We start from the raw sequence: 15,247 nt of genomic DNA on the forward strand, positions 1-15,247 counted from the left end.
AAGAAATAAACCCTAAATAGTGGCGCGCTCTGGAGGATTCGAACCTCCGACCGCCTGGTTCGTAGCCAGGTACTCTATCCAGCTGAGCTAAGAGCGCACGGTTTCGATATTAATAAATCGTTAACGAATTATCAATATCAGGATTTTAATTCATATAAGAATAAACCCTAAAAGTGGCGCGCTCTGGAGGATTCGAACCTCCGACCGCCTGGTTCGTAGCCAGGTACTCTATCCAGCTGAGCTAAGAGCGCACGGGTTTAGTATCATTTCATTGTAAACAGCAATTCGTTGTAAACAACAATTCAATACAAGGATTTTCATTCTTATAAGAAATAAACCCTTAAATGGTGGCGCGTCCTGGAGGATTCGAACCTCCGACCGCCTGGTTCGTAGCCAGGTACTCTATCCAGCTGAGCTAAGGACGCACGGTTTCGATATTAATAACAGTTAAACAAATCATCAATATCAGGATTTAAATTCATACAAGAAATAAACCCTAAATAGTGGCGCGCTCTGGAGGATTCGAACCTCCGACCGCCTGGTTCGTAGCCAGGTACTCTATCCAGCTGAGCTAAGAGCGCACGGTTTATAAACCCTAAATAGTGGCGCGCTCTGGAGGATTCGAACCTCCGACCGCCTGGTTCGTAGCCAGGTACTCTATCCAGCTGAGCTAAGAGCGCACGGTTTTAGTATCACTTCGTTGTTAACAGCTATTCGGTGCAAACAACAATTCAATACAAGGATTTTCATTCTTATAAAAAGAAACCCTTAAATAGTGGCGCGTCCTGGAGGATTCGAACCTCCGACCGCCTGGTTCGTAGCCAGGTACTCTATCCAGCTGAGCTAAGGACGCACGGTGTTCATTCACTGAGAATGAAGTTGTGAAACATATCACATTCTTCTTGCTATGAAGAAAAAAAAAGGCCATCGGCCTGTAATGAATGGCGGTGAGGGAGGGATTCGAACCCTCGATGCGGCTACAAACCACATACTCCCTTAGCAGGGGAGCGCCTTCGGCCACTCGGCCACCTCACCTAATTCATTATTCTCAAGTTACTTAAAGTAAAAAGAGAATGGCGCGCTCTGGAGGATTCGAACCTCCGACCGCCTGGTTCGTAGCCAGGTACTCTATCCAGCTGAGCTAAGAGCGCACATTGTTACTTCTGTGTTTGTGTGCAAATTCAAACGTGCAAGAAATGGCGGTGAGGGAGGGATTCGAACCCTCGATGCGGCTACAAACCACATACTCCCTTAGCAGGGGAGCGCCTTCGGCCTCTCGGCCACCTCACCGTCTTGCGGAGGCACATATTACGTTTTACCGAAAATATGTCAAACATTTTATTTCAAAAAACTGCCTAAAATCGACTGAGTGTTGCAAAATCAATCAAAGCGATTGTAAATTAAACTTTAATCACTATAAAAACGGTTTTTTCTTTAAAATGAATGAGAAGAACACGCTATCAAAATTTAAAAAATTCTGACAATTACCTCTCTCAGTTCTCCCGGTACTGTTATATCAGAGTTAAGCTATTCTTAACAATCGAAATCATCAAAAAAGGCTAGCAAAATGCTAGCCTCATCTTTCACGCAGAAAGTATTAGTAGTTGCCAGGTGCAACGTTACCATTACCTTTTTCAGCTTGAATGCGCATATAGATCTCTTCACGGTGAACAGATACTTCTTTAGGTGCATTTACACCAATACGTACTTGGTTGCCTTTAACACCCAGTACAGTAACTGTCACTTCATCACCAATCATTAGTGTTTCGCCAACACGGCGAGTCAAAATTAGCATTCTTTGCTCCTTGAGTAATTCTCTAAGTTTATCTAGCTACGCGGGCATTATCCAACAAAAGTTATATTTTCGTAAACTATCTATTTAGTTTATTTAACCAAAATGCACTTCTTTTTGAATATGACTGCTCTCTCCGCATGCTGTAATGTATGCATCATGTAGTATGTTAGCCGCTGTATCAACTTGAGCTGGCGATAAAACCAACATTAAAGATTGTTGCGTGAGAGAGTAATGACGTATATCAATATCATTCTTAGACAACAACTCCTGAGAGCTGACCACAATTCCTTGCGCTCGATTACCTACTACAGTCAACAAGCTAACCTGTTCACTATTACGGATTTTCTCATCAAAAACTAGCTTTAATTTTAGACCTGCGTCTTGTTTAATGAGAACAGCTACTCTTTCTGTTTCCTCGATCACATTCCAAACTTCAATACCAAGTAATTGGCACTGTCTTAGCAACGCATCAAGCTCTTTAGGTAAGCACTCTAGCTCCAGCATGCCATTTTGAATCGCTATTCCACAAATATCATGATGGCACTCGCTTCCTGTGACTAAGGTTCCCGTACCAATTTCAAAACTTGAAAGCACACGTAAAGTCACATTGTTCTTCCACGCATATTGAACACAAGGTAAATGTAGAACTTTAGCTCCCTGCTTTGCCATTTCTTCCATTGTAGAGAAATCTATTGTTTCAAGGCGCTGTGAGCTTTTAACGATTCTAGGATCGCAAGTATAAATACCATCGACATCTGTATATATTTGGCACTCTTGCGCTTTCAATGCTCCAGCAAGCGCAACGGCTGTGGTATCTGAACCACCACGACCTAACGTTGTGATGTCACCATTATCATTTACCCCCTGGAAGCCAGCGACAACCACAATATGACCTAGGTTAAGTAGGTCATTTATAGGACCAGTATCAATACTCTTAATTATCGCATCATTATGGTTTGAATCTGTGCTTATTCTCGCTTGATTACCAGTCAATGATGTAGCCTGATGTCCAAGCTTATGCAGACTCATTGCGAGTAAAGCCATAGATACTTGTTCACCCGCAGTAAGCAATACATCAAGTTCTCTAGCATTTGGAATGCTATCTACTTGTGTTGCGAGATCCATTAATCGGTTTGTTTCACCGGACATAGCAGAAACGACAACCACTATTTGGTTCCCTTCATTTTTCGCTTCAATGATTTTCTCTGCTACTTTGTGAATTCGTTCAATTGAACCCACCGACGTTCCACCAAATTTCTGCACGATAATAGGCATTTTCACCTGTCCTCACCTTCCCAAGACTTATGTCTATATGACAATCAAACAAACAGCACACAGCGAATGTGCAGTAATACAAAAAAATTAACCAAGAGATCTAACACGTGTATTAGATTTCTTGGTTAATTTAGGGTTATTTATAATTGATACCGAAATTCAATCTTCAAAAGAAAAGATGCCCAATCAGTTGATTGGGCATCTTATTTCAATTACTTAAGCTTAAAGACGCTCTTCTAGCCAAATACGTACAGATTTAAGCGCTTCAGGTAGTGCTTCAACGTCAGTACCACCCGCTTGAGCCATGTCTGGACGACCGCCGCCTTTACCGCCAACTTGCTCAGCAACCATCTTAACTAGGTCACCTGCTTTAACTTTACCGATAAGGTCTTTAGTTACGCCAGCAATTAGGCCAACTTTTCCATCAGCGATGTTAGCGATAAGAATGATGCCGCTACCCACTTGGTTTTTAGCATTATCAACCATAGTACGTAGGTTCTTGTTGTCTGCACCTTCAATTGCAGCAACCAAAACTTTAGTACCTGAGATGTCTTCCACTTTACCCATGATGTTTGCGCCTTCAGCTGCAGCCATCTTTTCTTTAAGTAATTGGATTTCTTTCTCTAGCGATTTCGCTTTCTTAGCCGATTCAGCCAATTTCTCTTCGTAAGCGTTATTCTGAGCATCAACTGCATCTAGAGCCGCTTCACCCGTTACTGCTTCAATACGACGAATACCAGCAGCAATACCACCTTCAGAAGTGATCTTGAATAGACCGATATCACCTGTGTTGCTCGCGTGGATACCACCACAAAGCTCAGTAGAGAAATCGCCCATCGACAGAACGCGAACTTCATCATCGTACTTCTCGCCAAACAGTGCCATCGCACCTTTTTCTTTCGCTGACTCGATGTCCATGATGTTCGTTTCAATCACATGATTCTTACGAACTTGTGCGTTAACTAGACGCTCTACTTCTTTAATCTGTGCTGGTGTTACCGCTTCAAGGTTAGAGAAGTCAAAACGCAGGTTATCTGGCTTAACTAAAGAACCTTTCTGAGCAACGTGCTCACCTAGCACTTCGCGCAATGCAGAGTGAAGTAAGTGAGTTGCAGAGTGGTTTAGTGAGATAGCAGCACGACGCTCAGCATCAACGCGCGCTTCTACTTTATCGCCTTGAGCAAACACACCTTCAACGAGCTCGCCGTGGTGTGCAAATGCATTACCTAGCTTCTGAGTGTCTTGTACTTTGAACAGACCCGACGCAGTGCTTAGCGTACCAGCGTCACCACATTGACCGCCTGACTCAGCGTAGAATGGTGTCTCTTCAAGGATGATGATTGCTTTGTCGCCAGCCGATAGTGAAGATACTTCTTCGCCGTCAACGAATAACGCAGAAATTTCACCAGCACCTTCAGTACCTGTGTAACCACAGAACTCAGTGTTAGTGTCTACTTTGATCGTCGCGTTGTAATCAGTACCGAACTGACCCGCTTCACGTGCACGCTTACGCTGTGCTTCCATCGCCTTCTCAAAACCTTCTTCATCGATAGTAAAGTCGCGTTCGCGAGCTACATCGTTAGTAAGGTCAGCTGGGAAGCCGTATGTATCGTAAAGTTTGAAGACTGTTTCACCGTCAAGTTCTTTGCCTTCAAGTGCGTCTAATGCGTCGTTAAGGATAACCATGCCACGCTCTAGCGTGCGACCAAAGTTCTCTTCTTCGATGCGAAGTACTTTTTCAACAAGCTCTTGTTGTTTCTTAAGCTCTTCAGCCGCAGAACCCATCACTTCAGCCAGTACACCCACAAGTTTGTGGAAGAACACGCCTTGTGCACCAATCTTGTTACCGTGACGAACTGCACGACGAATAATACGACGTAGAACGTAGCCACGACCTTCGTTTGAAGGCATTACGCCATCAGCGATGAGGAATGAACAAGAACGGATGTGGTCAGCAATAACGCGTAGCGATTGGTTAGATAGGTCGTCATGACCAACAACTTCAGCTGTCGCTTTAATTAGCTTTTGGAATACATCAATTTCGTAGTTAGAGTGAACGCCCTGCATGATTGCAGAGATACGCTCAATACCCATACCTGTATCTACAGCAGGCTTAGGTAGCGGTTCCATTGTGCCGTCAGCGTGACGGTTGAACTGCATGAATACGTTGTTCCAAATCTCGATAAAACGGTCACCATCTTCTTCAGGTGTACCAGGACGGCCGCCCCAAATGTGTTCACCGTGATCGTAGAAGATTTCAGTACATGGACCACAAGGACCTGTGTCACCCATTGTCCAGAAGTTGTCAGATTCAAACTTCTTGCCGCCTTCTTTGTCGCCGATGCGAACAATCTTGTCAGCTGGGATGCCTACTTTTTTGTTCCAGATTTCGAATGCTTCGTCATCTGTCTCGTAAACCGTTACTAACAGGCGATCTTTTGGCAGACCTAGTGTTTCAGTCAGGAATTCCCAAGCAAACCCAATCGCTTCTTCTTTGAAGTAATCACCAAAGCTGAAGTTACCTAGCATTTCGAAGAATGTGTGGTGACGAGCCGTGAAACCTACGTTTTCAAGGTCATTGTGTTTACCACCCGCACGTACACAACGCTGAGCCGTAGTTGCTCGAGTGTAGGCACGTTTTTCGGCGCCTAAGAAGCAATCTTTGAATTGGTTCATACCTGCATTAGTAAATAGCAGGGTTGGATCGTTATGTGGAACTAACGATGAACTGTCTACGATTTGGTGTTCTTTGCTCTCAAAGAACTTAAGGAACGCGTTGCGAACCTCATCAGTGCTCATATACATGCAGCTCTTCCTGAAATAGTCGAGTTAGAATTTTTCCGTATTGTAGATCATGGTTAAGTGTTCGACTAGTTTTCTTGTAGAAAAGGCGTATTTGAAAAGGGTTTTGAGATGAAATGTGGATTTCAAAGAAAATCACACTGGGATTTTACCAATGAGCCATCGATACAATAAGTATTTCTACTAGTACACATTGGATCCAATAGAGACCAAATTAACTTAAAGAATACAAAGCTATAAACTTTAGTTGTTAAGCAAGCACTAGTTATTAAGCAAACTCTAAATAGACAAAGCCTCGCATAGGCGAGGCTTAAAAATACTTAAATTAACTCAATAGCTATTATTAATTTATAACTCTTCTGCTTCTGGCTCTTCTGAACCTTTTTCTTCTAAAACTGCAGGTGTCAGTAATAGTTCACGCAATTTAGTATCAATTTCTAAAGCAATCGTTGGGTTTTCACGAAGGTACTTACAAGAGTTAGATTTACCTTGACCAATCTTATCGCCATTGTAGCTGTACCAAGCACCGGCTTTATCTACTAACTTGTTCTTAACACCTAAATCAATCAGCTCACCTTCACGGTTAAAGCCTTGACCATAGAGTATTTGAGTTTCAGCTTGCTTAAATGGCGCTGCAATTTTGTTTTTAACAACTTTGATACGAGTTTCGTTACCAACGATCTCGTCACCTTCTTTGATAGAGCCTGTGCGGCGAATATCAAGACGAACAGATGCGTAGAATTTAAGTGCGTTACCACCAGTTGTGGTTTCAGGGTTGCCAAACATTACACCAATTTTCATACGAATTTGGTTAATGAAAATAGCCATACAGTTAGATTGCTTCAGGTTACCTGTTAACTTACGCATCGCTTGAGACAGCATACGAGCTTGAAGACCCATGTGGCTATCACCCATTTCGCCTTCAATTTCAGCTTTTGGAGTCAATGCAGCAACTGAGTCAATAACCAAAACGTCAATTGCGCCAGAACGAGCAAGTGCATCACAGATTTCTAGAGCTTGTTCACCGGTATCAGGTTGAGATACAAGTAAAGCATCAATATCTACACCAAGTTTTTGAGCGTAGATTGGGTCTAGAGCGTGCTCAGCATCAACGAAAGCACATGTCTTACCGACTTTCTGTGCCGCGGCGATAAGCTCAAGAGTCAACGTTGTTTTACCTGATGATTCAGGTCCGTAAACTTCAACAATACGGCCCATTGGTAAGCCACCAGCACCTAGAGCAACATCAAGAGATAGTGAACCAGTAGAGATTGTTTCTACATCCATTGTGCGGTTATCACCTAGACGCATGATCGAACCTTTACCAAATTGCTTTTCAATTTGACCAAGAGCTGCGGCTAACGCTTTTTGTTTATTCTCGTCCATTACTATCTCCACGTGATCCGCTTGTTCGTCAAGCGATCTAGAATCTGTTTCAACCCGGTATAAGGGCGGCTAATTGGTAGTTATTATACTGTTGATTCATACAGTGTCTATACCTGTATGAAAAATTTTTGTTTAATTCGTTATCAACTTAGTACAAAGCTAAGCACAGCAATGAGTTACTAACGAGTTTCTGACAGGTAATCATAAATAACTTGCAGTGCATATTGAGTAGCCTGTTCACGCACTTGTGATCTGTCTCCAGCAAAATGGCACGTTTCAACTTTCTTCCACTCAATAGAATCTGCCCATGCAAAACAGACTGTTCCCACTGGCTTTTCTTCACTTCCACCACCAGGGCCAGCAATACCACTCACTGAAACTCCTAATGTCGCATTAGAGTTATGTAGAGCACCTTCAACCATCTCTTCAACAACCGCTTCACTTACCGCTCCATTCGCTTCTAATGTCGACAGCTCCACCCCAATCATTTCTTGTTTCGCTTCATTACTATAAGTAATAAAAGCTCGATCGAACCAGGCAGAACTCCCCGCTATATCAGTGATAGCAGCAGCAATCGCTCCACCGGTACAAGACTCAGCTGTAACAAGTACATGCTTTTGTTCGAATAATTGATGACCTAACTGTGCACTAAGCGTTTGAGTTACTGACATGCTTGCCTTCCTACTTTCTTGTATACAACTCGATTGTTTCAGCTCGATTTAGAACTTTTCGCCAGAGCGTCTTTTCGCATCAATAGCTTTCACGTATCCTAAGCCGCAATAGAAACAAACGAAAGAAGTTAACTGTGAAAGCCGATCAAAAACACACTCCCATGATGCAACAATATTTAAAGTTGAAAGCAGAAAACCCAGAGATTTTGCTCTTCTATCGCATGGGAGATTTCTACGAGCTTTTCTACGATGATGCAAAGAAAGCCTCTCAGCTGTTAGATATCTCATTAACTAAGCGAGGCTCTTCAAATGGTGAACCTATCCCTATGGCTGGTGTTCCATACCATGCTGTAGAAGGCTACCTAGCAAAACTAGTGCAACTCGGTGAATCGGTAGCAATATGTGAACAAATCGGCAATCCTGCCACATCAAAAGGTCCTGTTGAACGCGCTGTTGTTCGTATAGTCACACCCGGAACGGTCACTGATGAAGCGCTACTTTCAGAACGAGTAGATAACTTGATTGCCGCTATTTACCACCACAAAGGTAAATTTGGCTACGCTACTCTGGATATTACCTCTGGTCGATTCCAACTTTCAGAGCCTGAAACCTCAGAAGCAATGGCAGCAGAACTGCAAAGAACATCTCCACGTGAATTGCTATTCCCTGAAGATTTCGAACCTGTCGAGCTTATGGCAAGTCGAAATGGTAATCGCCGCCGCCCTATATGGGAATTTGAGTTAGATACCGCGAAGCAACAACTGAATCAACAATTTGGGACTCGTGATCTTGTTGGTTTTGGAGTAGAGAAGGCTCACCTTGGTCTTTGCGCCGCAGGTTGTCTCATTCAATACGTTAAAGATACACAACGTACTGCGCTTCCGCATATTCGATCTCTAACGTTTGATCGCCAAGATCACTCTGTCATTTTAGATGCCGCAACTCGTCGTAACCTTGAGATTACACAGAATTTATCGGGCGGCTTTGACAACACCCTTGCTGAAGTGCTTGATCATACAGCAACTCCCATGGGCAGCCGCATGCTCAAGCGCTGGTTACATCAACCAATGCGTAATCTTGAAGCGTTAAATCAGCGTCTTGATGCCATCACTGAATTGAAAGATCTTTCTTTATTTCTCGACTTGCAACCAACACTCAAACAAATCGGTGATATTGAGCGTATTCTTGCTCGCCTTGCCTTACGCTCTGCCCGACCACGAGATATGGCTCGACTGCGTCAGGCTATGGAATATTTACCTGAACTTGCCGATACACTACAGCCACTGCAGCATTCGTACTTAACTCAGTTAACAGAATATGCGGCTCCATTGCATGAAGTATCTGAACTTCTAGAAAGAGCAATCAAGCAAAACCCGCCAGTAGTTATTCGTGACGGCGGTGTGATCGCAGAAGGCTATAACGCAGAATTAGATGAATGGCGCAGCCTAGCGGCTGGTGCTACCGAGTTCTTAGATAAATTAGAGCTGGAAGAACGCGAACGCCACGGCATTGATACTCTAAAAGTAGGTTTCAACAATGTTCATGGTTTCTTCATTCAAGTGAGTCGTGGACAAAGTCACCTAGTGCCGCCTCATTACGTTCGCCGTCAAACCTTAAAAAATGCAGAACGATACATCATTCCAGAGCTCAAAGAGCACGAAGATAAAGTTCTGAGTTCAAAATCTAAAGCATTAGCCATTGAGAAACAGTTATGGGAAGAATTATTTGACCTTCTTCTTCCACATTTAGAGCGCTTACAAAATATTGCTTCTGCGATTTCACAGCTTGATGTTCTTCAAAACATGGCAGAGCGTGCAGACACTTTAGATTACTGCCGCCCAGTATTGAAAAAAGCACCTAGTGTCCAAATACAAGCAGGTCGTCACCCAGTGGTAGAACAAGTTATGGATGAACCATTCATAGCTAACCCTATAGAACTGAATGATCAACGTAAAATGTTGATCATTACAGGTCCAAACATGGGTGGTAAGTCTACCTATATGCGTCAAACCGCTCTTATTGCATTAATGGCACATATTGGCTGTTACGTACCTGCAGAGTCAGCAACGATTGGCTCGATTGATCGTATATTCACGCGAATCGGCGCTTCTGATGATCTTGCTTCAGGTCGCTCAACTTTTATGGTGGAAATGACAGAAACCGCGAATATTCTTCATAATGCGACACCAAACAGCTTAGTCTTAATGGATGAAATTGGTCGTGGTACTAGTACCTATGATGGCTTATCTTTGGCGTGGGCAAGTGCAGAGTGGTTAGCCAATCAAATTGATGCAATGACTCTGTTTGCTACACACTATTTCGAGTTAACCGAGCTACCAAATCAACACCAAAAATTAGCCAATGTTCACTTAGATGCCGTAGAACACGGCGACAGTATTGCCTTTATGCATGCAGTGCAAGAAGGTGCAGCAAGTAAATCTTATGGTCTTGCCGTTGCAGGGCTTGCTGGTGTACCTAAAGCGGTAATAAAGAATGCTCGTAATAAGCTAACTCAACTTGAAGCGTTAGGCACTGACAACCTAACAAGTAAGTCAACAAACGTTGATATTGCTAATCAACTGAGCTTAATACCCGAACCAAGCGAAGTAGAGCAAGCTTTAGCAAACGTTGATCCTGATGATCTTACGCCTCGCCAAGCATTAGAGGAACTATATCGCTTGAAGAAACTTCTTTAGCGTAATTCTTAATCATCTTTATATTATAAAAAAAGCACTAACTTGAGTTAGTGCTTTTAATTTATTTATCTATTAATAACAATCTATTAGCTGATCAATCGTTCTCAACATTGAATAGATTTTCCATGCTAAGACCTTGTTTGATCAAAATCTCTCTTAAACGACGAAGTCCTTCAACTTGTATCTGGCGAACACGTTCACGTGTCAAACTGATCTCACGTCCCACTTCTTCTAAAGTCGATGGCTCGTAGCCAAGTAAACCAAAACGTCTTGCTAGTACTTCTTTTTGTTTTGGGTTCAATTCATCTAACCAGTGAATCAGTGAATTTTTAATGTCGTTATCTTGTGTTGAAACTTCAGGATCTGAATTATTAATATCAGGGATAATATCAAGTAAAGCTTTCTCACCATCCCCACCAATCGGTGTATCGACTGAACTTACTCGTTCATTTAAACGAAGCATCTTACTCACATCATCAACAGGCTTATCCAGTTTAGAAGCAATATCTTCGGCTGTTGGTTCATGATCAAGCTTTTGAGCTAACTCTCGAGCTGTTCGTAAATAAATATTAAGCTCTTTGACGACATGGATTGGTAAACGAATTGTACGAGTCTGATTCATTAGGGCTCGTTCAATAGTTTGACGGATCCACCAGGTGGCATAAGTAGAAAAACGGAAACCTCGTTCGGGATCAAACTTCTCGACGGCACGAATTAAGCCTAGATTGCCTTCTTCAATAAGATCTAGTAGTGCGAGACCGCGGTTGCTATACCGGCGAGAAATCTTAACAACAAGTCGTAGATTACTTTCAATCATACGTTTACGTGCTGCTTCATCTCCGCGTAGAGCTCGTCGTGCATAGAGCACTTCTTCTTCCGCAGTTAAAAGTGGTGAGAAACCGATTTCGCCTAAGTAAAGTTGTGTGGCGTCTAAATTTTTAGCGCTGACTTCAACTTCTTTTTCTTTAGCTTCAGTTTTTTTACTTTTGGGTTGGTTGGCTTGTTCATTGCACTCCGATTCCATGGCTGCTTGATCAAGTGTGAATTCTTCTTTAACTACTGCACTGCTTATACTCATAACGCCTCCCCCTGGCGATATAGCATGACATTACAACTTAATATGCCGCTAAATGACTATTAAAGAATACGATACGTCATTGCAACGTATGGTATTTAAGGTAAATATCGTTTCGGATTAACCGATTTACCTTGATAGCGAATTTCAAAATGTAGCCTAACGCTGCTAGAACCTGAACTTCCCATGGTGGCGATTTTCTGCCCAGATTTAACATTTTGTCCTTCAGACACGAGTAGCTTATCGTTATGCGCGTATGCACTTAAATAATTATCGTTATGTTTAACTATCACTAAGTTTCCATAACCTCGGAGTGCATTCCCCGAATAAACAACAGTGCCTCCTGCTGTTGAAATAATGGCTTGACCACGCTGTCCTGCGATATCAATACCTTTATTCCCTTGCTCTCCTACAGAGAAGTTTTTAATCACTCTCCCTTTAGTTGGCCAAAGCCATTTTGATACTTTTTCGTTTTTTGGCTTGTTGGTAGTTGTAACATTTTGTTTACCTTTAGAACCAACATACTCCTTTGGTTTAGATTGTTCAACCTTCTTTGGTGAATCTTTTTTAACCACACTTACAGGTGGTTTTACAGGTTCTTTAACCGCTTGCTTACTTGGTGATGATGGTTTAGTAACCGGTTTTTCTGTTGATTTAGCAGACGTTTTGACTGTGACTGATGGAGTGCTAGCACTAGGTACAACAACGGGAGCAACAACAACCGGAGCTGCTTTTCCATGACTAGGAGCGACGTAAGCTGGACGCCATAATTTAAGCTTTTGACCTGGGTGGATGACGTAAGGGGATTTAAGATTATTGAAACTAATTAGATCGTTTACATTTTTATTTGTGACGTACGCAATAAAGTATAAAGTATCTCCCTTCTCTACTTCATAGTAGCTACCTCGATAGCTGCCTCTTGAAATAGAAGAGTAATCTTTATTAAGTCCAGATACGGGAGCTGGTGACTGAGCCGCACACCCAACAAGTATGCAGCTTAATCCAATCATCAATCCTTTTAGAAAACCTAAACCCATTAACTATTCATCCAACCTTTAATCAATCTTAGTGTTATGCAAGTTCACCAGCAACCAATGGAACAAAGCGAACCATTTCAATTACCGTTGATAAATATTCATCACCTTGTCGCACAATCTTTAGAAGCTGTTGCTCTTCATCACCAACAGGAATGAGCAAACGTCCACCATCGGTTAACTGCTCTAATAAAGCTTGAGGAATGGATTCCGCTGCTGCCGTAACAATAATCGCATCAAAAGGTCCCTTATGGGGCCAGCCTTTCCAGCCATCAGCATGCTTTGTTGATACGTTATAGAAATCAAGTTGCTTTAGTCTACGCTTTGCATCCCACTGTAAAGATTTAATTCGCTCTACGGAATACACATGGTCGACAAGTTGAGCCAGTACGGCGGTTTGGTAACCTGATCCTGTACCAATTTCTAACACTCGGCTATTTTGCTGCAATTCCAGCAGTTCAGTCATTCTTGCCACTATATATGGCTGAGAGATAGTTTGCCCCTGACCAATAGGAAGAGCATTATTATCGTAAGCTTGATGATACATAGCTTGGGATAAAAAACTTTCTCTAGGGAGACGATAAATGGCATCCAATACTCTTTGGTCTCGAATACCATTATCCATCAGAAAAGTAATTAAGCGTTCAGCTTGGGGATTGCTCACTTACTTATCTCCTAACCAATCAGCCATCACTCTCAGTGATTCGTGCGCTGTTAAATCAACCTGCAAGGGGGTGATAGATACGAAGCCATTATCAATAGCGTAAAAATCCGTGCCTTCACCAGCGTCTTGTTGCTGACCTGGGGGACCAAGCCAATAGATATCATGACCTCTTGGGTCTTTTTGCTTAATCATATCTTCAGAGTGGTGACGAGCACCTAAACGAGTCACTAGAGTTCCCATGAGGCTTTCCACAGGAAGATCTGGAACATTCACATTTAACAAACGATTAGTAGGGATCGGATTTTGTATGTGTTGCTCTACAATTTGTCTAGCAATAGTGGAAGCGGTTGTAAAATGGTGTTTACCTACAAGAGAAAAAGCAACCGACTGAACCCCTAAAAAATGCCCTTCCATTGCGGCAGCGACAGTACCTGAATAAAGCACATCGTCCCCAAGGTTCGCGCCATGGTTAATCCCTGTGAGGACTAAATCAGGCATATCATCTTTCAACAATTCATTTAACGCAAAATGGACACAGTCTGTTGGCGTCCCTTGCACTGAATATGTGTTTTCAGCAATGGCTTGAACTCGTAGTGGTTGCTCAAGCGTTAATGAATTCGAAGCGCCTGACCGATTTCGGTCAGGCGCTACAATGACTATTTCAGCAAGATCACGTAACTCTTTAGCAAGCTCATGGATACCTTGAGCATGAACACCATCATCATTACTGAGTAAGATCTTCATTTAGTTTCCTTTCTCAATTTCAGCGATAACCCCACTTCTTTTAATCGAAGTGACGCTCTACATGAATTTCTTCTACTAATTCGCGAACAATCGCGGTAGCAAAGCAACCGGCATCTAATGAGAACTTCAGCACTACATTGTCTTCATTCACTTCCCAAGTAAGACCCGCTGGCTTGAGCGATGCTTCACGGCGGTCATGGCGCATACGATTACCACAAATTAACGCCATAAGATCTGGTTCAGAATCTAGATGTGCCTGCTCTATCTCCAATGCTTTACCTTCTGTTGGTAACGCATTATCACCCGCTAAAGCAACCGTTAACTCAGAAATTCCTTGTTCAAGGTCCTGGTTAATTGCAGCTTGGTTTTCTGAAGTCACCTTTAGATGATCCTTACCAGAAAAAACGATATCGCCAACTACAGCCTTATCAAACACGTCTTGCTGAATTCGATCAGATAGAATTAGATTATAAATCCATGAGCGTGCTGAGGATAAATATAAGCTTCGCTTGTTCTGATTTCGAGTACGTACATTTTCACGCCCCCAACGACGAGCTTCAGATAAGTTATTACCTTCATTACCAAAGCGCTGGGCACCAAAGTAGTTAGGGACACCAATCTTAGCAACCGTTTCCAAGCGGCGAAGTACATCATCAATGTCCGTTACTTCAGACAAGGTCAATTCAAATTTGTTACCCACTAAGTCGCCAGGACGTAATTTCTTGTTGTGTCTAGCCGTCGCTAATATTTCAATACTTGGGTATTGAGCTAAAAATGCAGAAAAATCAGGAGTCTCACCTGTAGGTAAATGAACACTTAACCATTGCTCTGTAACGGCATGTCGGTCTTTTAATCCAGCCCAGCTAATATCTTTCGATTTAACACCACAAGCCTTTGCAAGCTCATTTGCTACGAAGCTCGTGTTTTCACCAGTCTTGCGAATTCGAACCATTAAATGCTCACCGTTACCAGTAAACTCAAAACCTAAATCTTCGATTACAACAAAGTGTTCGGCTTTTGCTTTTAATTTTGCTTTCGCAGTTGGCTTGCCATTTAAGTAAGCCAATGAAGATAGAATATCTGACATGCTGTTCTTTTCGTTGAT

At 42.5% G+C, this 15,247-nt stretch carries 11 protein-coding genes and 9 tRNA genes; 1 reads left to right on the plus strand and 19 read right to left on the minus strand.

The window, feature by feature from the left end:
• Window positions 1-20: 20 nt before the first annotated feature.
• The 14 genes from F0226_RS17440 to pncC form a co-directional block, all read right to left on the minus strand.
• Window positions 21-97, minus strand: a tRNA-Arg gene (locus tag F0226_RS17440).
• A gap of 77 nt (window positions 98-174) precedes the next feature.
• Window positions 175-251 (minus strand) — tRNA-Arg (locus F0226_RS17445).
• Window positions 252-348: 97 nt separating this feature from the next.
• Window positions 349-425, minus strand: a tRNA-Arg gene (locus tag F0226_RS17450).
• Between the two features lie 79 nt (window positions 426-504).
• Window positions 505-581: transfer RNA gene (locus F0226_RS17455), tRNA-Arg, on the minus strand.
• Between the two features lie 22 nt (window positions 582-603).
• Window positions 604-680, minus strand: a tRNA-Arg gene (locus tag F0226_RS17460).
• A 96-nt stretch (window positions 681-776) separates the two neighbouring features.
• Window positions 777-853: transfer RNA gene (locus F0226_RS17465), tRNA-Arg, on the minus strand.
• Between the two features lie 89 nt (window positions 854-942).
• Window positions 943-1,035 (minus strand) — tRNA-Ser (locus F0226_RS17470).
• A 39-nt stretch (window positions 1,036-1,074) separates the two neighbouring features.
• Window positions 1,075-1,151: transfer RNA gene (locus F0226_RS17475), tRNA-Arg, on the minus strand.
• Window positions 1,152-1,197: 46 nt separating this feature from the next.
• A tRNA-Ser gene (locus F0226_RS17480) sits at window positions 1,198-1,290 on the minus strand.
• 307 nt (window positions 1,291-1,597) lie between these two features.
• Window positions 1,598-1,795, minus strand: coding sequence for a carbon storage regulator CsrA (gene csrA / locus F0226_RS17485; protein WP_009847619.1), 198 nt, complete (start codon window positions 1,793-1,795; stop codon window positions 1,598-1,600).
• Between the two features lie 93 nt (window positions 1,796-1,888).
• Window positions 1,889-3,070: an aspartate kinase gene (locus tag F0226_RS17490; protein WP_171736839.1), complete on the minus strand. Its 1,182-nt coding sequence runs from the start codon at window positions 3,068-3,070 to the stop codon at window positions 1,889-1,891.
• Window positions 3,071-3,292: 222 nt separating this feature from the next.
• Complete coding sequence (gene alaS, locus F0226_RS17495; protein WP_171736840.1) at window positions 3,293-5,875, minus strand: alanine--tRNA ligase; 2,583 nt, start codon at window positions 5,873-5,875, stop codon at window positions 3,293-3,295.
• Between the two features lie 345 nt (window positions 5,876-6,220).
• Window positions 6,221-7,258 carry a recombinase RecA gene (gene recA, locus F0226_RS17500; RefSeq protein WP_171736841.1) on the minus strand — a complete coding sequence of 346 codons (1,038 nt, stop codon included), beginning with the start codon at window positions 7,256-7,258 and terminating at the stop codon, window positions 6,221-6,223.
• 179 nt (window positions 7,259-7,437) lie between these two features.
• Window positions 7,438-7,929, minus strand: coding sequence for a nicotinamide-nucleotide amidase (pncC, locus tag F0226_RS17505; protein WP_171736842.1), 492 nt, complete (start codon window positions 7,927-7,929; stop codon window positions 7,438-7,440).
• Between the two features lie 134 nt (window positions 7,930-8,063).
• Here pncC and mutS point away from each other — a divergent pair, with 134 nt between their 5' ends.
• Window positions 8,064-10,625 (plus strand): DNA mismatch repair protein MutS, encoded by a 2,562-nt coding sequence (gene mutS / locus F0226_RS17510; RefSeq protein ID WP_171736843.1) that lies wholly within the window; start codon window positions 8,064-8,066, stop codon window positions 10,623-10,625.
• 94 nt (window positions 10,626-10,719) lie between these two features.
• On the opposite strand, the gene rpoS is transcribed toward mutS, so the two are convergent.
• The 5 genes from rpoS to truD all read right to left on the minus strand — a co-directional run bounded on the left by rpoS (window position 10,720) and on the right by truD (window position 15,229).
• Window positions 10,720-11,703, minus strand: coding sequence for an RNA polymerase sigma factor RpoS (gene rpoS, locus F0226_RS17515; protein WP_137373356.1), 984 nt, complete (start codon window positions 11,701-11,703; stop codon window positions 10,720-10,722).
• Between the two features lie 95 nt (window positions 11,704-11,798).
• Complete coding sequence (locus F0226_RS17520; RefSeq protein WP_171736844.1) at window positions 11,799-12,737, minus strand: peptidoglycan DD-metalloendopeptidase family protein; 939 nt, start codon at window positions 12,735-12,737, stop codon at window positions 11,799-11,801.
• A gap of 34 nt (window positions 12,738-12,771) precedes the next feature.
• The gene (locus tag F0226_RS17525) at window positions 12,772-13,398 is read right to left on the minus strand and encodes a protein-L-isoaspartate(D-aspartate) O-methyltransferase (RefSeq protein WP_171736845.1); all 627 of its coding nucleotides are present in this window, start codon (window positions 13,396-13,398) and stop codon (window positions 12,772-12,774) included.
• Entirely contained in the window at window positions 13,399-14,142 is a 744-nt protein-coding gene (surE, locus tag F0226_RS17530) for a 5'/3'-nucleotidase SurE (RefSeq protein WP_171736846.1), read from the minus strand. It abuts the gene before it with no gap.
• Between the two features lie 40 nt (window positions 14,143-14,182).
• A complete protein-coding gene (truD, locus tag F0226_RS17535; protein ID WP_171736847.1) occupies window positions 14,183-15,229 on the minus strand; it encodes a tRNA pseudouridine(13) synthase TruD in 1,047 nt (348 codons plus the stop codon).
• Window positions 15,230-15,247 lie beyond the last annotated feature (18 nt).

This window comes from Vibrio sp. 99-70-13A1, from assembly GCF_013114625.1.
In the GTDB taxonomy this organism is placed as follows: domain Bacteria; phylum Pseudomonadota; class Gammaproteobacteria; order Enterobacterales; family Vibrionaceae; genus Vibrio.

Bases quoted from the DNA above. Each gene is read 5' to 3' on its own strand.
- csrA (WP_009847619.1), bottom strand. From the start codon at position 1,795: ATGCTAATTTTGACTCGCCGTGTTGGCGAAACACTAATGATTGGTGAT.
- F0226_RS17490 (WP_171736839.1), bottom strand. From the start codon at position 3,070: ATGCCTATTATCGTGCAGAAATTTGGTGGAACGTCGGTGGGTTCAATT.
- alaS (WP_171736840.1), bottom strand. From the start codon at position 5,875: ATGTATATGAGCACTGATGAGGTTCGCAACGCGTTCCTTAAGTTCTTT.
- recA (WP_171736841.1), bottom strand. From the start codon at position 7,258: ATGGACGAGAATAAACAAAAAGCGTTAGCCGCAGCTCTTGGTCAAATT.
- pncC (WP_171736842.1), bottom strand. From the start codon at position 7,929: ATGTCAGTAACTCAAACGCTTAGTGCACAGTTAGGTCATCAATTATTC.
- rpoS (WP_137373356.1), bottom strand. From the start codon at position 11,703: ATGAGTATAAGCAGTGCAGTAGTTAAAGAAGAATTCACACTTGATCAA.
- F0226_RS17520 (WP_171736844.1), bottom strand. From the start codon at position 12,737: ATGGGTTTAGGTTTTCTAAAAGGATTGATGATTGGATTAAGCTGCATA.
- surE (WP_171736846.1), bottom strand. From the start codon at position 14,142: ATGAAGATCTTACTCAGTAATGATGATGGTGTTCATGCTCAAGGTATC.
- truD (WP_171736847.1), bottom strand. From the start codon at position 15,229: ATGTCAGATATTCTATCTTCATTGGCTTACTTAAATGGCAAGCCAACT.